Source organism: Streptomyces krungchingensis (genome assembly GCF_054729265.1).
Map to the genome: position 1 here is coordinate 8,584,547 of NZ_JBPUKY010000001.1, position 20,015 is coordinate 8,604,561.

Genomic DNA, 20,015 nt, shown 5'->3' on the forward strand with positions numbered 1-20,015 from the left:
GGATCAACCGCGGAGGGCGGCAAGGGATTCCCGCGCGGCGGCGGCGACGTTCTCGGCCGTGAAGCCGAACTCGGTGAACAGGGTCCTGGCGTCGGCGGAGGCACCGAAGTGCTCCAGCGACACGATGCGTCCGGCGTCACCGACGTACCGGTACCAGGTCAGACCGATGCCCGCCTCGACCGCCACGCGGGCCTTCACCGACGGCGGAAGGACCTGCTCCCGGTACTCGGCGGGCTGCTCCTCGAACCACTCGACCGACGGCATCGACACGACACGGGTGCCGACGCCGTCGGCCTCCAGCAGCTGCCGTGCCTCGACGGCCAGTGCGACCTCGGAGCCGGTGGCGACGAGGACGACGTCGGGCGTCTCGGTGGAGGAGTCGGCGAGCACGTAACCGCCGCGTGCCGCGTCCGGGTTGACGGGGTAGGTCGGTACACCCTGACGGGTGAGCGCCAGGCCGTGCGGCGCCGGGTTCGTGGCGTGCCGCTTGAGGATCTCGGCCCAGGCCACGGCGGTCTCGTTGGCGTCCGCGGGACGGACGATGTTCAGGCCCGGGATGGCGCGCAGCGAGGCGAGGTGCTCGACCGGCTGGTGGGTGGGGCCGTCCTCGCCGAGGCCGATGGAGTCGTGCGTCCACACGTACGTCACCGGGAGCTGCATCAGGGCCGACATGCGGACGGCGTTGCGCATGTAGTCGGAGAAGACCAGGAAGGTGCCGCCGTAGACGCGGGTGTTGCCGTGCAGGGCGATGCCGTTCATCTCCGCGGCCATGGAGAACTCGCGGATGCCGAAGTGGACCGTACGGCCGTACGGGTCGGCCTCCGGCAGCGGGTTGCCCGCCGGCAGGAACGACGACGTCTTGTCGATGGTCGTGTTGTTGGAGCCGGCCAGGTCGGCGGAGCCGCCCCACAGCTCGGGGATGACGGCGCCGAGCGCCTGGAGGACCTTGCCGGAGGCGGCACGGGTCGCCACGGACGTGCCCTCCTCGAAGACGGGAAGCTGCGCCTCCCAGCCCTCGGGGAGCTGCCCGGCCACGATCCGGTCGAACAGCTTCGCGCGCTCCGGGGAGGCGGTGCGCCACTCGGCGATCCGCTTGTCCCAGGCGGCGTGCGCCTCGGCACCCCGGTCCAGCGCGGTGCGGGCGTGCGCCAGCACCTCGGGCTCGACCTGGAAGGTCTGCTCGGGGTCGAATCCCAGGACCCGCTTGGTGGCGGCGATCTCCTCGGCGCCGAGCGCCGAGCCGTGGGAGGCCTCGGTGTTCTGCGCGTTCGGGGCGGGCCAGGCGATGATCGTGCGCATCGCGATGATCGAGGGGCGCCCGGTCTCGGCCTGCGCCGCCCTGAGCGCCGCGTACAGCGCGTGCACGTCGACGTCGCCGTCGGCGGACGGCTCGATCCGCTGGACGTGCCAGCCGTAGGCCTCGTACCGCTTCAGGACGTCCTCGGAGAACGCGGTCGCGGTGTCGCCCTCGATGGAGATGTGGTTGTCGTCGTAGACGAAGACGAGGTTGCCGAGCTTCTGGTGGCCCGCGAGGGAGGAGGCCTCGGCGGAGACGCCCTCCTCCAGGTCGCCGTCGGAGACGATCGCCCAGACGGTGTGGTCGAAGGGGGACTCGCCCGCGGGGGCCTCGGGGTCGAACAGGCCGCGCTCGTAGCGGGCGGCCATCGCCATGCCCACGGCGTTCGCGACACCCTGGCCGAGCGGCCCGGTCGTCGTCTCCACACCGGCGGTGTGTCCGTACTCGGGGTGCCCCGGGGTCTTCGAACCGTGCGTGCGGAACGCCTTCAGGTCGTCCAGTTCGAGCTCGTAGCCCGAGAGGAAGAGCTGGGTGTACAGGGTCAGCGAGGTGTGGCCGGGGGAGAGGACGAAGCGGTCACGGCCGGTCCACTCGGGGTCCGCGGGGTCGTGTCGCATCACCTTTTGAAAGAGCGTGTACGCGGCCGGAGCGAGCGCCATCGCGGTGCCCGGGTGGCCGTTCCCGACCTGCTGGACGGCGTCGGCGGCCAGGAGACGTGCGGTGTCGACGGCACGCCGGTCGAGCTCGGTCCACTCCGGACCGTCCGGGGAGCCGTCGGGTGTCGGGGTGCTCTGCTGCGTGCTCATCTTCAAGAAGTCCTCGATCGAAGCGTCGTAACTGCTCGGACGCGTTCAAACCTAAAAGTCTGACTTTTGCTCGGGAAGGTGCCCGTGTGTCAGCCTTCGGTGAAAGTGGGACACGCAGGGCCGCACAGAGCCGCACCGAGCCGCCGCGAGAAGGACATGCCAGACAGAACCACCCAAGGCGCTGCCGGGGGCGCCGACGGGTCCCGGGACGGGATCAAGACCTTCCCCTTCCCGGTCGACCTGAGCCTTTCCGGTGTCGGAATGCAGATCGGCTCGATGGGGCCGGAGCGCACCTGGCACGTGGACGCGCCGCTGGAGCGCGTGCACCGCATCGACTTCCACGTCGTGATGCTCTTCGACTCGGGCCCCGTGCGGCACATGGTCGACTTCGCCGAGTACGAGGCCGGCGCGGGCGACGTCCTGTGGATCCGGCCCGGCCAGGTGCACCGCTTCTCCTCGACGGACCGCTACCGCGGCACCGTCCTGACCATGCAGCCCGGCTTCCTGCCGCGGGCGATCGTCGAGGCCACCGGTCTCTACCGCTACGACCTGCCCCCGCTGCTGCACCCCGACGCCGCCCAGCTGGCCGCCCTGGAGCACGCGCTGGCCCAGCTGGAACGCGAGTACGTCGACACGACCACCCTGCCGCTCAGCCTGCACACCTCGGTGCTCCGGCACTCCCTCACCGCGTTCCTGCTGCGCCTCGCCCATCTCGCCGCGAGCTCCGCCGAGGCGGCCCGCGAGCAGACCGACACCACCTTCACCCGCTTTCGCGACGCGGTCGAGAAGCGGTTCGCCACCGTCCACAGCGTCAGCGCGTACGCCGACGCCCTCGGCTACTCGCGCCGCACCCTCGTCCGCGCGGTGCGCGCCGCCACCGGCGAGACGCCCAAGGGGTTCATCGACAAGCGCGTGATCCTGGAGGCCAAGCGTCTCCTCGCGCACACGGAGATGCCCATCGGCCGCATCGGCGTCGCCGTGGGCTTCCCCGACTCCGCCAACTTCTCCAAGTTCTTCCATCAGCACACCGGCACGACTCCGGTGGCCTTCCGGGCCGAACTGCGCTGAGAGGGGCGGGCCGCACGGCCCGCCCCTCCCGGAGCCGGGCATCCGCCGGTGACGGATGCCCGTGGTGCGCCGGTCATGCCGGTGGTGCGTCGGTCGCCGTACGACCGTCGTGCGTCAGTGACCGAAGTCGAACCAGTTGACGTTCACGAAGTCGGCCGGCTGGCCGCTGGTGAAGGTCAGATAGACGTCGTGGGTGCCCGTGACGGCACCGATGTTCGCCGGAACCGTCCTCCAGGACTGCCAGCCGCCCGTGTTGGCCAGCGCGAAGCTGCCGATCGGCGTGCTCGTACGGCTGTCGAGGCGCACCTCGACCAGACCGCTGACCCCGCCGGCCGCGCCGCTCGACACCCGGCCGTAGAACTGGTGCGCAGCGGAGGAGCCGAAGTTGACGCCCTTGTAGACGGCCCAGTCGCCGTTCGCCAGGGCGCCGATGTTCTGACCGCCCCCGGTGTCCGTGGTGCTCTCGGTGAGGGTGCCCGACTGGCTGTCGTAGGACTCGGCCTGGATGGCCGCGTAGGCGTCACGGTTGCCGGTCGGAGGAGGTGTGGTACCGCTCCCATCGGACTGGAGCACCTGGACATAGTCCACGACCATGGGGTGGCCGGGCTCCGTGCTGCTGTAGGGGCCGCCGCCGAAGGCTCCCGGGAAGCCGCCGCCCATCGCCACGTTCAGGATGATGAAGTAGCCGTGGTTGGTGGCGTTCGCCCAGGTCGTCGCGTCGACCTGATTCGCCCGCACGGTGTGGAAGTTGACGCCGTCGAGGTAGAAGCGGATCTCCTCGACGCTGGTCGACTTGTCCCACTCCATCGCGTAGGTGTGGAAGCCCGCCTGGCATGTCGTCCCGGTGCAGGGGGTGTTGCCGCCGATGCCGGACGTCTCGTTGCACGGGCCGCCCGGGTTGGTGCCGCAGTGCATCGTCGCCCATTCGGTGTTGAGCCCCTGGACGTTCTCCATGATGTCCAGCTCGCCGACGCCCGGCCAGTTCTGGTAGTTGCCGCGGTACGGCGCGCCCAGCATCCAGAAGGCGGGCCAGTAGCCCTTGGCCGCGTCGCCGGTCACGTTCGGCATCTGGATCCGCGACTCGACGCGCAGTTTGCCGCCGGCGGCCGGCTGGAAGTCGGTGCGGTTGGTCTCGATCCGGCCCGAGGTCCAGTTGCCGGAGGCGTCGCGCCGTGGCGTGATCAGCAGATTGCCGTTGCCGTCGAGGGCGACGTTGCTGGTGCTGGAGGTCATGGTCTCGACCTCGCCGGTGCCCCAGTTGGCGGCGCCGCCCGGGTAGCTGGTGCCGGTGTCGTACTGCCAGTTGGCGGTGTTGACGCCGGTCCCGGCGGAGCCGTTGAAGTCGTCGAGGAAGACCTGGGACCAGCCGGAGGGGGGAGTGGGTGCGGAGGCGTTCGCGGGGAGGGTGGCGGCCGTGGCGGCGGCGGCCGCCAGGCCGAGTGTGCTGAACACGGCGACGAGCACGCGCCTGAGGGGGCGAGGTCTGCCGGGCGTTTCTCTCATGGGGGGCCTCTTCGGGTACGGAGTGGGGTGTGCGAGTTTTTTGAGAGCGCTCTCAGATCAGCTGCGCGGCCAATGTGCTCTCTGTCACTCCGGTCGTCAAGAGGTAAAGCCCAGAAACTCCTTTCCGTGCAAGGGAGTTCATGAGGTGAAGGGGGTACTTCGCCGGACCCGTCAGCGCAGGGCGCTGCCCGCCTTCCATTCCGTCCACGACAGGTTCCAGCCGTTCAGGCCGTTGGCCGGGTCCACCGTCCGCTCGCCCGAGTTCCGCACCACGACCACGTCGCCGAGCATCGAACTCGCGTAGAACTCGTAGCCCGGCACGGAGCGGTCGGCCGCACCCTTGGCGTCGCGCAGACCGATGCATCCGTGGCTGGTGTTGCTGCCGCCGAAGACCGACGGGGACGCCCAGTAGTTGCCGTGGACGAAGGTGCCCGAGGTGGTCAGGCGCTGGGCGTGCGGGACGTCCTTGATGTCGTACTCGTCGCCGAGACCGACGGTCGAGGACTGCATCCGGGTCTGTTCGAACCGCTCGCTGATCACCATGATCCCGGACCAGGTGGTGTGCTCGGCGTCGCCGCCGCTGACCGGATAGGTGGCGTACGTCGCGCCGTCCCGCTCCACCGTCATCGTCTTCTCGGCCAGGTCCACGGTGCTGACCTGACGGCGGCCCACGGTGAAGGTGACGTCCTTGGACTGCGTGCCGTACACCCCGTCCGCGCCCTCGACGTCCTTCAGGCGCAGGCTCAGCGTGACCTTCGTGCCCGCGGCCCAGTACTCCTCGGGCCGGAAGTCGAGCCGGGTGTCGCCGAACCAGTGGCCGACCACCTCGACGGCGGGTTCGGCCGTGACCGTGATCGCCCGCTCGACGGCGGCCCGGTCCGAGACGGCGTGGGTGAAGCCGAGGGACACGGGCATGCCGACCCCGCAGGTCGAGTCCGCCTCGGGGGTGAAGTACCCCACGAATGTCTCGCCGGGCGCCCTGGTGACGAAGCCCGCCCTGTGCGTGCCCGCACCCGGCACCTTCGCGGTGACCGTGTACTTGGTGCCCGAGTACGGGTTCCGGTCGGACGTCCACCTCGTACGGGCATCGTCGAACGACCCGCTCAGCGTGCTGCCGTCGTTCCCGGCGACCTTCACGTCCGACAAGGTGCCGTCCGCCACGGTGACCTCGACCGGGCTGGTGAAGGCGGCCTTCCGCGTCCCGTCGGCCGGGGTGACGGTGACGGTAGGCGTCCGGGCCCCGGTGCTGCCGCTCGCCTGCGCCGTCGGCGAGCCGCCGCTCCCCTCCGACGCGCCGGCCGCGCCGGCGCACCCCGTCAGCGCGGCCGGCACGGCGGCACCGAGCGCGGCCAGGACCCCGCGCCGCGACCACGCCGTCCGACCCGACCGGTTCGATATCTGAGGGACGCTCACGGCACGCCTTCCCTGGGTTCTTCGATCACCGCCACGACGCGTGCATCCTGCGCCCCTTACCTGGGTTGATTCTTTGAATCCGAGGGCCGCCACCTGAGATTCCTGTGAAGACACGGCAACAGACGGCCGGAAACCCCGGTTGTCCGGCCACCCCCGGAGGTGAACACAGTATGAGCAGCCGACCGGCACCCTGAGTTTCCGGTGAGATCCCCGCCCCGGAAGCCCTCCCCACACCCTTCCGGCCGGACGGTGAAGAAGGAGAACCGCACACCGAGCCCGCCGCAGAACCCGCCGGAGGTATCCGTGAACCCAGCCCGCAAGCGGCACACCGTGGCCATCGTCGGAGCGGGCGCCGCCGGCGCGCTGACCGCCGTCCACCTGTGCGAGACGGCCGCCCGCCGACGGGCGCCGCTCGACCTCGTGCTGGTCGACCCGGCCCCGGAGGCGGGGCGGGGCACCGCGTACGCGACCCCCGACCCGCGGCACCGCCTGAACGTGCCCGCGAGCGGCATGAGCTGCTACCCCGACGATCCCGGCCACTTCACCCGGTGGCTCTGCCGCCACGGCGAACCCGACGTCAGAGGAACCGACTTCGCCACCCGCTACCGCTACGGCGCCTACCTGGCCGACACCCTGGCCGGGGCGATCGTCCGCGCCCACGGCACGGTCGCCGTGCGCCGGCTGCGGACCCGGGCGGACGCCTGCACCGGCGCGCCCGGAGACGCGGTCGAGCTGCACCTCGCCGACGGGAGCCTGCTGCGGGCCGACAGCGCCGTGCTCGCCACCGGGCCCGCGCCCGCGCGCGGCGACCGGGTCCCGCCCGCGCTGCGCGGCAGCGCACGCTTCGTACCGGCGCCGTGGGCGCCGGGCGCCCTCGACGGACCGCTCGCCGACTGTGCCGACGTCCTGCTGGTCGGCACCGGGCTCACCGCCGTCGACCTCGCCCTGAGCCTGGACCGGCCCGGACGCACCGTGCACGCCGCGTCCCGCAACGGACTGCTGCCCCAGCCGCACGCGCTCAGCCCCGCCCCGGCCATGCCCGCGCCGGACGGCCTCGACACGCCCTCGCTGGCCGCGCTGCGCAGGACCGTCTACCGCCACATCGGCCGCGCCGTGCGCACCCGGGGCGACTGGCGTCCCGCCCTCGACAGCCTGCGGCCGCACACCGCCCGGCTGTGGCGCAGCCTGACGCCGGACGAGCGTGCCGCGTTCCTGGAACGCGAGGGCGCGCTGTGGAACACCCACCGCCACCGGATGGCACCCGTGACCGCCGAGTCGGTGGCCCGCGCCCGTACCGCCCGGCGGCTGCGCGTGCACTCCGGCGCCGTCACCGGCGCCGTGGTCCGCGACGACGACGTGCTGGTCGCGCTCTCCGACGGCACGCGGATCCAGGTGGGCTGGGTCGTCGACTGCACCGGGCCCGGGCCCCGTCCCGAAGACCCCCTGTGGCGTTCGCTGTTCGACTCCGGCGCCGCGGTCCCCGGCCCGCTCGGCATGGGGGTGGCGACCCGCGACGGCCGCCTCCTGGACGCCGAAGGCCGCGCCGAGCGCCCGCTGTTCACGCTCGGCGCCCCGCGCCGCGGGGAGCTGTGGGAGACCACCGCCGTTCCGGAGATCCGCGCCCAGGCGGCCGCGCTGGCCGGACAGCTCCTCGCCCCCGTCCCCGGGCCGCGCCGCGGCGCCCGCCGGCGGCCCGTCGACGCGCAGGGGCTCGCGCTGTCCACCCACGCCGAGGCCGCCTCCGCCTACCGCACCGGACTCGACCGGGTCCTCAGGGTCAGGGCCGGTGCCGAGGACGCCTTCGAGCGCGCGGTCGCCCTCGACCCGGGCTTCGCGCTCGGACACGCGGCGCTCGCCCTGCTCGGCCACGAGTGCGGTGCCGCCGTCGACGTGCCGCGGGAACTGGCCGACGCCCAGCGGTCCGCCCGCGACCGGGCCGACGAACGGGAGCGTTCCTTCGTCGACGTCGTCACACGCCGCATCCACGGCGACGACGCGGACCACGGCGCCGGCGCCCTGCTCGGACACCTCGACGCCTACCCCGCCGACGCGCTCGCGCTGTCCACCGCCGTGCCCACCATCGCCTTCTCCGGCCTGCACGACCTCGACGACGGATACGCGCTGCGCCTGGTCGAGCGGACGGCACCCGCCTACCACGGGCACTGGTTTCCCGCCTCCCTCCTCGCCTTCCTGCGCCAGGGGCAGGGCCGCTACGACGAGGCCGCCGAACTGGCCCACCGGGCCCTGGCCGCCGAACCCGCCTCCGGGCACGCCGTGCACGCGCTGGCCCACGTCCACTACGAGTCCGGCGCCCACGAGACGGGCCGTGACTGGCTCGACGCCTGGGTGTCCGGGCAGGGCCGGGGCGCTGTCCACCGGGCGCACTTCTCCTGGCACGTCGCGCTGCACGAACTGGCCCTCGACGACGGCGCGGCCGTCCGCAGACGCTGGTACGCGCAGCTCGCGCCGGGCCGGGTGACCGGGATCCGGGCGCTGGTCGACTCGGGTTCCCTGCTGTGGCGGGCCCGGCTCAGCGACAGCTGGCGGGGCCGGGTGCCCGCCGAGGACGTCCTCGGCACGGTCGGCCGGGAGATCGTGGAGCGGCCCGCGACCGCCTTCACCGCACTGCACGCGGCGGTCGCCCTCGCCGCCGCCGGGGACCTCGCCGCGCTGCGCCGGCTGCGCGACCACGCCGCGGGCGCGGACCCGGTGCAGCGCGAGGTCGTCGTCCCGCTGTGCGAGGCCTTCGCCGCCCTCGTCGAGGAGCGGTTCCACGAGGCCGTACGCGGACTCGACGCGCTCCTGCCGGCGCTGCGCAGGGTCGGCGGCAGCGCGGCGCAGCGCGAGGTCGTCGAGGAGACCCTGCTGTACGCCCTTGTCGCGGCGGGCCGTTGTGACGCCGCCCGGCGGCTCCTGGACGCCCGCCTCGACCGCGGGTCCGCGCCGCGCGATCGCCGTCTGCTCGCCGCGCTGCCAGGCTGAGCGGTCGTCTCGTGGTGGGCCCTGTTCGATCACGTGTCGGACACGAGGGCCCTCGCGGGAGCACGGGCCGGGCAGTCTGCGGACATGGCGAGACGCGGGGGATGCATGCTGAACGGCTGTCTGGCCGTGCTGACGACGGCGCTGGTCCTGGTGCTGTTCGGGATGTGGCGGCTCAGTACGGCTCCTGGACGTGCCGACGACCGGGCACGGCACGCGATGGAGGAGAGCGTGGACGTGTCGCGGGACCGGCTGTCCCGGGCGGCGGGGGACGGAGCCCTCCTCGGGACCGAGATCGACCGGTCGGTGGGCGCCGGCAGAGGCAAGGAGGGCATGCCCGACGTCCGGCGGCGCGGACGGCGGGTCACGGTCACCGCGAGGTTCGCGCATCAGGGGTCGGGCTGGTACGCCGCCCCGGTCAGGGGCTGCTACCGCTTCGAGGTCGTCCAGGCGTCCTCACCACCGCCCGTCTCCGTACACGAACTGCCCGACGCGACCTGCCGGGAGCTGCTGTCGTCCCGGGCTCCGCGCAGTCCCGCGGCGGTCGCCGCGGACGTCGCGGTGGAACTGCGCGCCGCCCTGGCCCGGGGCGGCTTCATGGCCGTCCAGGGGGCGGAGGTCTGGCAGACCGAGGGCGTCCACCGCGCGGACCAGAAGGTGACGGGCGGTCTGCTGACCGAGCTCGTCCTGCTGGACGCGGGCACGAACGAGCAGGTCTGCTACGAGTTCCGGGCGCGGCGGGACACGGACACCGTGACCTCCGAGCAGTCGACCGTGGACGACTGCCGGCGCTTTCAGCGTGAACGCGAGAAGCAGGCCGAGGACGAGGAACGGGCCGTGCTCGACGCGAGCTCCACGGCGATCGTCCGCCGGCTCGACCACGCGGTCGCCGACGGGACGCTCAGGGACACCGAGTTGAGACGGGCCCTCGCGATGCAGCAGACGGACGAGGGGAGGGAGATCGTCGGGTACCCCTCGCCGGTCGCCGTGCCCGTCAGCGTGGAGCGCTCGCCCGCCGAGGTCGTCGTGTTCGCCAAGGTCAACCCGCTGGACACGCAGCGGGTGGCCCTCGGCTGCTACGAGTTCCGCGCGCAGCTCACGAAGCATTCCGTCACCCGCCGCAGGACGGCGGGGACGGAATGCTTCGCTTAACTTGATCTTTAACCTGTGCGGCGGGGTCGTGGGGTGGTTGGCTTCTTCGTCCGCTGCTTCGCCGCCGTTGTTTTGCGGGGTGTGTGCACGTCGTGGCGGGGTGTGGGCCGGGTGTTCTTTCTGCCTGGAGGTCGTCCGGGGCCGGGGCGGGAGGGTTTCGGTGCTTGGGCTGGGCAGCTGGTCTTGGGGCGGATGTGCCGAAAGTCGCGGCGGACTCGGGCGGGGGTGAGCCTGTCCGGCGGGGTCGGCTGCTCCCAGGGCCGACGCAGGTCGGCTGCCAGCGTTCGGGCGAGCCGCAGTTGGGTGTAGCCGGCGAGGATCAGCCAGGTCCATCGGTCGGCCGCCTCGGGGCTGCGGATCTTCGGGGAGGTCCAGCCGAGGGTCTGCTTGAACAGGCGGAAGGTGTGCTCGATGTCGAAGCGTCGCAGGTATGCCTGCCAGAGACGGTCGGCGTCCGCCGGGGTGGCGTCGGTGCCGGACCACCACAGCCAGACCGGCTTCGGGGTTGCTCCGCTGGGCAGGTGGCCGATGTCCAGGCGGATCACCGTCCCTTCGACGATGGGGAGGGTGCCGTCGGCGGCTGCCCAGGAAGAGCGGTGGGTCAGTCTGGGGTGCAGTCGGTCCCAGGAACGGGCCCTGGCGGTGCCGTAGAGACGTGTGTCGGTAACCGTATCGGTGTCCGCGGTGCCCCAGGTGTCAGGCTGCCCGAAGACGAACTCGCCGCCGTGCCGCGGCGGTCGGCCCTGGGTGTGCGGGAGCCGCGGTGGGACAGCCCTGCGCAGGACGCGGTCGGAGCGCATCCTGGCCAGCACCTGGACCGGCAGGTCACTCAGGAGGAAGCCGAGGCGGGGTGCGTCGTATCCGGCGTCCGCGACGATGAGGATGTCCGGGTCGCCCGTCTGCCACTGCCCTGCGGTGATCAGTCGCTGAAGCAGATCGCGCAACTGCCGGGTGGTGACCGTGGCGGTGTCGTCCCCGGGCCTCAGACGCAGTGCGTCCAGCGGTGCGGTCCATGAGCTGCGGCCCGGCTCGAGCGCGCAGATGATCGAGTAGGGCCAGCCGGGGACCGGGATGTGCTGGTCCTTGCCCCGGCCGTAGGTGTGGCACAGGATGCGTTCCGGTGAGGTGTGGGCGTCGGGCCGCAGCCAGCAGGTGACATCGACAGCCAGGACCAGCCGGCCGTCGGCAGCCCGCGGCAGTGGCACTGCGGCCAGTGCCCGTCGCAGCCCGCCGGCATCGATGCGTCCACGGGCCACTGCCGCGTAGAGCCCTCCATGGCCGCGGCGGTGTTCACCCACCAGTGACAGCTCGGCCAGCGATCTCACCGGCCCGTCGCCGCACAGAACGGCATCAGCCAGCTCGAACAACGTGTCCGAACGAGCGGTCAGACAGGCGTAGAACTCGCCCCGGAAGCATGACAGTTGTGCCAATGCCTCCGATCGGGCGTTGTGATGCAGCAGACTCATCCTCACGGCCTTCGTGCTGGACGTGTGTGTTCCTTGGTCGGAACACATGTTCAGCCGAAGGCCGCTTCTGCGTACGGCGGTTACCGAACCGAGTGATCAAGTTCGACGCACCATTCGACATCGAGCGTTAAAGATCAAGCTTAAGGGCTGTCCCGTAATCCCTGGCGGGCGCACGACGACAGCTACGGCACCTCGCCGCGTTGTCGGATCGCCCGAATACGCCCAGTATGAGGACGACCCTCCGCCTTGCGATGCACCGCATCTGACGCCGCGCGCTGATCCACCAGGGATTACGGGACAGCCCCTTAGGGCCCGTCCGGCCGTTCGGGGGGAGACGACCGGACGGGCCCCCGGGGGATGGTCCTCAGACGCCCGTCAGCTGGGGGCGGGGGGCCGGTGCCTCCTCGCTCACCCCGAACCGGTCGTGCGCCCGCCGCAGCGCGGCCGGCGCCCACCAGGCGCGCTTGCCGAGCAGCGCCATCGTGGCCGGTACGAGGAGCATGCGGACGACGGTGGCGTCGATCAGGACCGCCAGGGTCAGCCCGAGACCGATCTGCAGGATGGGCGAGAAGCCGCCGGTCATGAAGGCGCCGAAGACGATCGCCAGGAGCAGCGCGGCACAGCTGACGACACGGCCCGAGCGGCGCAGACCGGTCACCACGGCGTCGTGCTCGTCACCGGTGCGCAGCCAGGTCTCGCGCATCCGGGCCAGGATGAACAGCTCGTAGTCCATGGCGAGTCCGAAGGCGATCGCGATGATCAGCGGAGGGGCCGTCAGACTGAGCGAACCCAGGCCGTCGGCGCCCAGCAGCCCGGCCAGATGTCCGTCCTGGAAGACCCAGACCACCGCGCCGAGTGCGGCACCCAGGCTGAGCAGGGTGGTCACGATCGTCCGCAGCGGGATGAGCACGGAACCGGTGAACGCGAACAGCAGGGCGAAGATGCCGAGGAGAACGGTGGCCGCCGCCCAGGGTGCCCGCTCCGCGAGCATCGAACGGAAGTCGACGAGCCGGGCCGCGACGCCGGTGACCTCGACCGGTTCGCTTCCGCGCACCTCCCGTACGCGCTCGACCAGGTCGGTCGCCGCAGTGCCGTCGACGCTGCCGCCCGGCCGCAGGTGCACCAGGGTGGAGCCGTCCGGCAGGGCACGCGCGTCGCTCGTGTCCGACAGGGCGCGGATCCGGGGCACCGTGTCCGGCCCCGCGCCGGGCCGCACCAGGACGGTGACCGGCGAGACCCCGGTGCCCGGCGGGAAATGCGCCTCCAGCGTGTCGTACATCTGCCGCGCCTCGGTGTCGGCGGGCAGCTGCCTGGCGTCTCCGATGCCGATCCTCATCCCGGCCGCGGGAAGGGCCACGACGAGCAGGGCCGGGACGAGGACGGCCAGTACGGCGAGGGGGCGGCGGGACGCGAAGCGGGCGAGGCGGGCGAAGACGCGGCCCTCCTCGGCGGAGGTGTCCGTGGGGGAACCCACCGGGGCGGCCGCCGCGTCGCCGCTCCCGGCCGCTGCCGTGTCCTTGCTCCTGGCCGGTGCGATCCGTGCGCCGAAACGCGCCAGGAGCGCGGGCAGCAGGGTGATCGCGGCGAGCATGTCGACGACGACCACGGCGGCGACGGCGAGCCCCATGCTGCGCAGGAACGGGCTGGGGAACACCAGCAGTCCGGAGAGGCTGACGGCCACCGTGAGCCCGGAGAACAGGACGGTCCGCCCGGCTCCCGCGACCGTGCGGTGCACCGCGTCGAGGACGTCGTCCGTGTGCCGTCGCTCCTCCCGGAACCGGACCACCATCAACAGCGCGTAGTCCACGGCGAGTCCGAGACCCAGCATGGTGGTGATCTGGATCGCGTACACCGAGATGTCGGTGACCTGGCTGAAGAGGAAGAGCGCAAGGAACGCGCCCGCGACGCCGCTGACGGCGATCAGCAGGGGCAGCCCGGCGGCCCGCAGCCCGCCGAAGACGACGAGCAGCAGCGCCAGGACGACCGGCAGGGAGATCAACTCGGCCCGCTGCACGTCCTCCTGGGCGCGCCCGCCCATCTGCTGCCCGAGCAGCGGGCCGCCGCTGACGTGGACCTCGGGCGCGTCGATCTGCCGGATGCGGTCGGCCGCCGTGTCCACGGCCTTCTTCTCGTCCTTGAACTTCATGTCGCCCTTGAACGTCACCGGGATGACCAGGGCCCTGCCGTCCCCGGCGGTGAGACCGCGGGTGGTGTAGGGGTCGGGCACGGAGGCGACCCCCGTGACCGTGCGCAGGTCGGCGACGGCACGGCCCACCTGGGAGCGCAGCGCCGGGTCGGCGACCGCCGTTCCGGAGATGACGGCGGTGATCGACTCACCGCTGGTGTCGACGCGGTCGAGGTAGGCGGCAGCCCGGTCCGACTCGGTGCCCGGGACGTCGGGCACCGAGTCGACGAGCCGGCCGAACACGCCCGTGCCGAGGCCGAAGCCGACGAGCAGCATGAGGAGCCAGACGAGGATCACGGTGAGTGGGCGGCGGGTCGCCGCCCGGGAGATCGTGGCGAGCACGGTACGCCTCCCGGCGGTCGGTACGGTGAATGACATCGCCACTCAGCGTCGTGCCGGGGGAGGGGCCGGCGGATCGCCGGGGGGAGCGGTATCGAGGGCTCCCCCGTACGACGGATACGGGTCGCCGGCTCACTCCGGGGAGGGAGCGCGGGAGGGAGCGGCCGGCCCGCGTGCGGTCACTTCTCGATCTGCAGCACCGACATCATCCCCGCGTCCTCGTGGTTGAGGATGTGACAGTGCAGGACCGTCTTGCCCGGATAGTCGAGGAACCGGATGCGGACGACCATGTTCCCCCGGGGCGGGACGTCGACGGTGTCCTGGAGGCCGTAGTTGGTCTGCGGCTTGCCGTCGATGCTCATCACCTGGAAGTCGTTGGTGTGGACGTGGAACGAGTGGACCTCGTCGCTGTCGTTCTTGACGGTCCACTCCTCGACGGTGCCGAGCTTGGCCCGGAAGTCGACGCGGTTGTGGTCGAACTGCTTGTGGTTGATGTAGAAGAGCGTGCCCGCCTTGTTCTCCGTGAAGGTGATCGTCTTGCGGTCCGCGACGGTCTCCTTGCCGAGGTCGTCCTCCGGGGCGAACTCCGTGGGCAGGGTGGCGGGCCGCATCGGTTCGCCCTCGGAGCGGACCGTGGCCAGCGTCGCCCGGGGGAACCGGTTGCCGGCCTTTCCGCTGTCGTACGGCAGGGTCAGCAGTTCCGACGTGCCGGCCGCGGGTCCCTGGACGAGCACGTCGTAGCGGGCACCGGCGGGGATGACCAGGGAATCGACCGCGTACACCTTGTTCACCGGGTAGCCGTCCTGGGCGACGACGTGGAACTTGGTGCCCGGCAGCGCCACCTTGTAGAAGATGTTGGCCCCGACGTTCGCGAGCCGCCACAGCTGTGTCTCGCCCGGCCTGATCCTGATCCGCGGGTTCAGCTGTCCGTTGACCGTGCGTGTGGTGGGCGCGCCCATCTTCAGGTGCGCGGTCTTGATCTCGTCGCCGACCAGCTGGAAGTCCTTGAGGGCGACGACGCGTTCGGTGATGCCGCGCAGCGGGCCGGGCAGGTAGTCGTCGAGGCCGTCGACCACGACGAGGCCGGCCATGCCGCCGGCGGTCTGCGCGGCGGACAGCGTGTGCGGGTGCGGGTGGTACCAGTACGTGCCCGGTTCCAGGCTCTTGGGGAAGGTGTACTCGTAGGTGAACTTCTTCCCCGGTCCGATCTTGAGGAAGACGTTGTCCGAGCGGCCGACGGGCGAGACGTGCATCCCGTGCACGTGGAGGTTCGTCTGCTGGTCCAGCTTGTTCTCGAAGGCGACCTCCATGCGGTCGCCGGGCCGCAGGCGCAGCGTCGGCGGCGCGTACATGCCGTTGTACGTCAGCGCCCACACGTCGTTGCCCGCCAGGCGGACCTTCTTGCGTTCGACGACGATCCTGGTCCTGAGCAGCCCGTCCTTGCTCACGATCTGGGGCGGGTCGCGCAGGTCCTCGGTGGCCCTCGCGGTCATGGCCGGCGACGGGGACAGGCTCGCCAGCGGGACGGTCGACGCCGTCGCGCGGCCGTGGGTGCTCGTCCCGGTGTGCCCGGTACAGCCCGCCGCCAGGGCGAGCACGACAAGTGCGGATCCGGTCACGGTCCGGGGTCGACGGGCGGGTGCGGACAAGCTGGACCCCTCTGGGCTGCGGCTACGGGAAGCGGGCGGTCGTGGGCTGCCATCATGCCCCCGGACCGGGAGAAAACGGTCATGACCCGAGGGGGTGGCACGGGCGTCACCTTGATGAGCGAGGCCCCGCCCGGCCTCCCGCGGCCCCGGGACGACACGGGGCCGCCCGGGAGGCACCCGCGCACGGGGCGCAGATGTGCGCACGGCTCCCTACGCTCGTAAGGGAACAGGTTTCTCGGGGCGTGCGACAACGGGCCGTACGACAACGGTCCCGGAGGAGACAGCCATGCGTGCCTCACTGATCCAGCTGTCCGTGGACGCGTCCGACACGGCCGACGAGCGCCGGCACAGAGCGGCCTGTCTGGTCCGCGGCCGGGCGGGCGACGACCTGGTGGTCCTGCCGGAACTGTGGACGGCCGGAGCCTGGGCCTACGACGACTGGCAGCGCGACGCCGAGGGGATCGACGGCCCCACCGCCGAGATCATGTCCGCCGCCGCCCGTGCGGCCGGGACCTGGCTCCATGCCGGGACGATCGTCGAGCGGGACCGGGACGGCACGCTGTACAACACCGCCCTCCTCTTCGACCGTACCGGCGATCTGCGCGGCAGCTACCGCAAGATCCACCGGTACGGCTTCGACACCGGCGAGGCGACCCTGATGGGCGGCGGCCGGGACATCGTCACCGTGCCCACCGACTTCGGTGTCGTCGGCCTCGCCATCTGTTACGACCTCCGCTTTCCCGAACTCTTCCGGGGGCTGCTCGACGCGGGCGCCGAACTCGTCGTGGTGCCCGCCGCATGGCCCGCGGCGCGGCTGAACCACTTCCAGCTCCTCACCCGTACGAGAGCGCTGGAGGAACAGGTCTTCCTGCTGGCCTGCGACGCGGCCGGCACCCACGGCGGCATGCGGCAGGCCGGACACAGTGTGGTCGTCGACCCGTGGGGGACCGTCCTCGGCGAGGCCCGCGCCGGGGAGGAGACGGCGACCGTGGACGTCGACATGGCCGAAGTCGCCCGGATCCGCTCCGAACTCCCCGTCCTGCGCGACCGCGTCCTCGCGATCCAGGCGCCCCGACAGGGCTGACCCGGGCGCGGCATCGCCCGCGACGGCACCGTGCGGGGCCCTGCCCCGGCCGGCGCGGCGCTACGGGGCGGAGCCGGGCGTCACCAGGCCCGTCTCGTACGCGCAGATCACCGCCTGCACCCGGTCCCGCAGCCCCAGCTTGCTCAGCACGTTGCTGACATGGGTCTTGACGGTGTGTTCGCTCACGAACAGCGTCGTCGCGATCTCCGCGTTGGACAGCCCGCGGGCGAGCAGCCGGAGGGTCTCCTCCTCGCGGGCGGTGAGCACGTCGAGCCGGGCGGGCGCCGGCTCGGGGGCGGACTCGGCGCGGCGCCGCCGGATGATGTCGGCGACGAGACGACGTGTCACCGAGGGTGCGAGGAGCGAGTCGCCCGCCGCGACGACCCGGACCGCGTGGACGAGGTCGTCGCGCCGGACGTCCTTGAGCAGGAAGCCGCTCGCCCCCGCGTAGAGGGCCTCGTACACGTACTCGTCGAGATCGAAGGTGGTCAGCATGACGACCTTGCAGCCGGACTCGGCGCACACCAGCCGGGCCGCCTCCAGGCCGTCCATGCGCGGCATACGGATGTCCAGCAGCAGCACGTCGGGCGTGTGCAGCCGCACGGCGGCCACCGCCTCGACGCCGTCCCCGGCCTCCGCCACCACCTCGATGTCGCGCTGCGCCTCCAGGATCATGCTGAAGCCGCTGCGGACCAGTTCCTGGTCGTCGGCGACCACCACGCGGATGCTCACCCCAGGGCCGCCTGCCGGTCGACGGCGGCGGGCAGCCGTACGGCGACACGGAAGCCGCCGTCGGGACCGCCGCCGGTGTCGGCGCTGCCCCCGCAGGCCACGGCCCGCTCCCTGATGCCGATCAGCCCGTGACCGCCGGCCGGGGCCGCCGGACCGCGTGGGCCCGGCGAACGCACCGGCCCCCGGCCGTCGTCCGTCACCGTGAGCGTCAACGCGTCCTCCGTCCAGTCGAGTTCGACCCGCGCCGTGGAAGCGTACGCATGCTTCACGGTGTTCGTGAGCGCCTCCTGCACCACGCGGTAGGCGGCGACCTCGGTGTCGGGATGCAGCGGGCGGGGGCTGCCGGTCGTGCGCAGGTCGACACGCAGCCCGGTGGACTCCGTGACCTGGCGGACCAGTTCGGCGAGGGCGGCGGTGCCGGGCTGCGGCACCCGGGCCGAAGTCCCCTCCGCCGGTTCCTCCTTGAGGACCCCGAGGATCCGCCGCAGCTGCGTCATCGCGTCCCGTCCGCTCGTCGCGATCGCGTCGAAGGCGGCCTCGGCGCGCTCCGGATCGCTGCGCACCACCACCGGACCGGCCTCGGCCTGGACGACCATCAGGCTCACCGCATGGGCCAGGATGTCGTGCATGTCCCGGGCGATCCGGGCGCGTTCCTGCGCCGTCGCCCGCGCCGTGTCGGAGGCGCGTTCCCGTTCCAGACGACGGGCCCGGTCCTCCAGTTCGGCGGTGTACGCGCGTTGCACGCGGGTGAGGATGCCCAGCGCGTAGGCGCTCAGGAAGCTCGTGAGGTGGAACGCGTACTCGAAGGGCTGCGCGTGCTCCTTGGCCATCATCGTGAGCGAGGCGCCGACCAGCCAGGTCACCAGCGTGAGGCGGCGCTGCGCGGGCGGGCACAGCGTGGCGACCGTGTAGAGGACCACCAGTCCGCCGTACGCGACGTTCGGCGGCGGCGCGTGGTAGAGCGCCATCGCGGGCGTGCACACCGACACCGCGCAGGCGGACAGGAAGGGCGCGCGGCGCCGCCAGACCAGTGGTGCCGCCGTGCCGGCCGCCAGCAGGAAACCCTGCCAGGTGAGCCGGTCGTCGCCCTCGTCGGGGAACATCCACTGGAGCGAGGCCGCGAACAGCACGAGCACGGCGAGCGCGGTGTCGACGACGTACGGATGCGTCGTCCGCAAGCGCGAGCGGACCGACCGCCATCGGGAGACGGCGGGGGCGAACCAGGACTGGGCGGGCATACGCGGCTCCTCCGGGCACGGGCCGTCCCAGTATTCCGACCCCGCGATGGCGAAGTCCTCACCGACGAGAGGGATATCCGGAGCTCCGGCGACCCGCACGGCCCACTCAGCGGCCCGGCTCCTGGCGTGCGTCGGGCTGCCAGCCGAGCGCCCGGGAGATGCCGCGCGCGGCCAGCCGGACCGCCGGGACCAACGCCGGCACCTGCGCGTCGGCTTCGGGCACCACCACCGAGACCGCCGCCACGACCGCGCCGCCCGCGCCGCGCACCGGGGCCGCCACCGACAGGGCGTCGTCCGTGACCTGACGGCTGCTCACTGCGACTCCCGTGCGGCGCACTTCGGCCAGCTCGCGGCGGAGCTCCGCCGGATCCGTCACGGTGTACGGGGTGAACGTGGCCAACGGGCCCTCGCAGTACGCCTTCTGGAGACCTGGCTCGCCGTGCGCGAGCAGCGCGAGCCCCACGCCGGTCGCGTGCAGCGGCCAGCGCGCGCCGACCTGGATGCGGACGCCGACCGCGGAGCGCCCCGAGATCCACTCGATGTAGACGACCTCGGAGCCGTCACGGACCGCCAACTGCACGTTCTCGTGGGTGGCTTCGTACAGGTCCTCCAGGTACGGCAGGGCGGTCTGCCGGAGCCCGAGGCCGCGCGGGGCGAGCGCCGCGACCTCCCACAGGCGCAGGCCCACGTGGTACACGCCGTGCTCGTCGCGCTCCAGGGCGCCCCAGTCCGTGAGGGCGCCCACCAGCCGGTGGGCCGTGGTGAGGGTCAGTCCGGCCCGGCGGGCGATCGCCGTGAGGGACAACGCCGTGTGCTCGTGGTCGAAGGCGGCGAGCACGGCGAGCAGACGGCCGGGCGCGGACTGCGCGGACATGCGGCGGGTTCCCGCTACCTGAGCTCGTAGGAGTGGACCGTGGTGGCGACGACGCACGCGCCGGGCTGGACGACCTCGGCGCGCAGCGTGCCGCGCGCGGTGTCGTAGTCGACGCCCTCCGCCTCGTACGTCCCCGTGCACAGGCTGCGCTGCGGCAGGGCGAACAGGCTCGTCCCCCGTCCGGTGACCGGCCCGCCGTCCAGCGCACGCTCCACGTACGCCGTGCCGGT

At 72.3% G+C, this 20,015-nt stretch carries 13 protein-coding genes and 1 pseudogene; 4 read left to right on the plus strand and 10 right to left on the minus strand.

Annotated elements, in window-relative coordinates:
• Window positions 1–3 precede the first annotated feature (3 nt).
• On the minus strand, window positions 4–2,103 hold the full coding sequence (gene tkt, locus ACSYGO_RS37245; RefSeq protein WP_426682766.1) for a transketolase: 2,100 nt from the start codon (window positions 2,101–2,103) through the stop codon (window positions 4–6).
• A gap of 156 nt (window positions 2,104–2,259) precedes the next feature.
• On the opposite strand from tkt, the gene ACSYGO_RS37250 reads away from it, so the two are divergent.
• Complete coding sequence (locus tag ACSYGO_RS37250) at window positions 2,260–3,171, plus strand: helix-turn-helix domain-containing protein (protein ID WP_426682767.1); 912 nt, start codon at window positions 2,260–2,262, stop codon at window positions 3,169–3,171.
• Window positions 3,172–3,285: 114 nt separating this feature from the next.
• Here the strand turns inward: ACSYGO_RS37250 and ACSYGO_RS37255 are convergent, their stop codons facing one another.
• Window positions 3,286–4,674 carry a glycoside hydrolase family 16 protein gene (locus tag ACSYGO_RS37255; protein WP_432190392.1) on the minus strand — a complete coding sequence of 463 codons (1,389 nt, stop codon included), beginning with the start codon at window positions 4,672–4,674 and terminating at the stop codon, window positions 3,286–3,288.
• 171 nt (window positions 4,675–4,845) lie between these two features.
• Window positions 4,846–6,087: a L,D-transpeptidase gene (locus ACSYGO_RS37260; protein WP_460389311.1), complete on the minus strand. Its 1,242-nt coding sequence runs from the start codon at window positions 6,085–6,087 to the stop codon at window positions 4,846–4,848.
• A 303-nt stretch (window positions 6,088–6,390) separates the two neighbouring features.
• Here ACSYGO_RS37260 and ACSYGO_RS37265 point away from each other — a divergent pair, with 303 nt between their 5' ends.
• Window positions 6,391–9,069 carry an FAD/NAD(P)-binding protein gene (locus tag ACSYGO_RS37265; RefSeq protein ID WP_460389312.1) on the plus strand — a complete coding sequence of 893 codons (2,679 nt, stop codon included), beginning with the start codon at window positions 6,391–6,393 and terminating at the stop codon, window positions 9,067–9,069.
• 84 nt (window positions 9,070–9,153) lie between these two features.
• Window positions 9,154–10,218, plus strand: a complete 1,065-nt coding sequence (locus ACSYGO_RS37270; protein ID WP_460389314.1) for a hypothetical protein — start codon at window positions 9,154–9,156, stop codon at window positions 10,216–10,218.
• Window positions 10,219–10,226: 8 nt separating this feature from the next.
• Here ACSYGO_RS37270 and ACSYGO_RS37275 read toward each other — a convergent pair whose 3' ends face one another.
• From ACSYGO_RS37275 to ACSYGO_RS37285, 3 genes are all read right to left on the minus strand, one after another.
• Window positions 10,227–11,684 carry an NF041680 family putative transposase gene (locus tag ACSYGO_RS37275; protein ID WP_460389315.1) on the minus strand — a complete coding sequence of 486 codons (1,458 nt, stop codon included), beginning with the start codon at window positions 11,682–11,684 and terminating at the stop codon, window positions 10,227–10,229.
• A gap of 364 nt (window positions 11,685–12,048) precedes the next feature.
• The gene (locus tag ACSYGO_RS37280; RefSeq protein ID WP_460389317.1) at window positions 12,049–14,211 is read right to left on the minus strand and encodes an MMPL family transporter; all 2,163 of its coding nucleotides are present in this window, start codon (window positions 14,209–14,211) and stop codon (window positions 12,049–12,051) included.
• A 176-nt stretch (window positions 14,212–14,387) separates the two neighbouring features.
• Window positions 14,388–15,827 (minus strand): multicopper oxidase family protein, encoded by a 1,440-nt coding sequence (locus ACSYGO_RS37285; protein WP_460389319.1) that lies wholly within the window; start codon window positions 15,825–15,827, stop codon window positions 14,388–14,390.
• 316 nt (window positions 15,828–16,143) lie between these two features.
• On the opposite strand from ACSYGO_RS37285, the gene ACSYGO_RS37290 reads away from it, so the two are divergent.
• Window positions 16,144–16,941: a carbon-nitrogen family hydrolase gene (locus ACSYGO_RS37290; RefSeq protein WP_432176232.1), complete on the plus strand. Its 798-nt coding sequence runs from the start codon at window positions 16,144–16,146 to the stop codon at window positions 16,939–16,941.
• 60 nt (window positions 16,942–17,001) lie between these two features.
• On the opposite strand, the gene ACSYGO_RS37295 is transcribed toward ACSYGO_RS37290, so the two are convergent.
• The 4 genes and pseudogenes from ACSYGO_RS37295 to ACSYGO_RS37310 form a co-directional block, all read right to left on the minus strand.
• The gene (locus tag ACSYGO_RS37295) at window positions 17,002–17,673 is read right to left on the minus strand and encodes a response regulator transcription factor (RefSeq protein WP_345655580.1); all 672 of its coding nucleotides are present in this window, start codon (window positions 17,671–17,673) and stop codon (window positions 17,002–17,004) included.
• The gene (locus ACSYGO_RS37300) at window positions 17,670–18,911 is read right to left on the minus strand and encodes a sensor histidine kinase (RefSeq protein WP_460389321.1); all 1,242 of its coding nucleotides are present in this window, start codon (window positions 18,909–18,911) and stop codon (window positions 17,670–17,672) included. Before ACSYGO_RS37300 ends, ACSYGO_RS37295 begins: the two co-directional genes overlap by 4 nt.
• 106 nt (window positions 18,912–19,017) lie before the next feature.
• On the minus strand, window positions 19,018–19,785 hold the full coding sequence (locus tag ACSYGO_RS37305; protein WP_460389323.1) for an IclR family transcriptional regulator: 768 nt from the start codon (window positions 19,783–19,785) through the stop codon (window positions 19,018–19,020).
• A 14-nt stretch (window positions 19,786–19,799) separates the two neighbouring features.
• A pseudogene (locus tag ACSYGO_RS37310) lies at window positions 19,800–19,994 on the minus strand (hypothetical protein); the annotation flags it as partial.
• Window positions 19,995–20,015 lie beyond the last annotated feature (21 nt).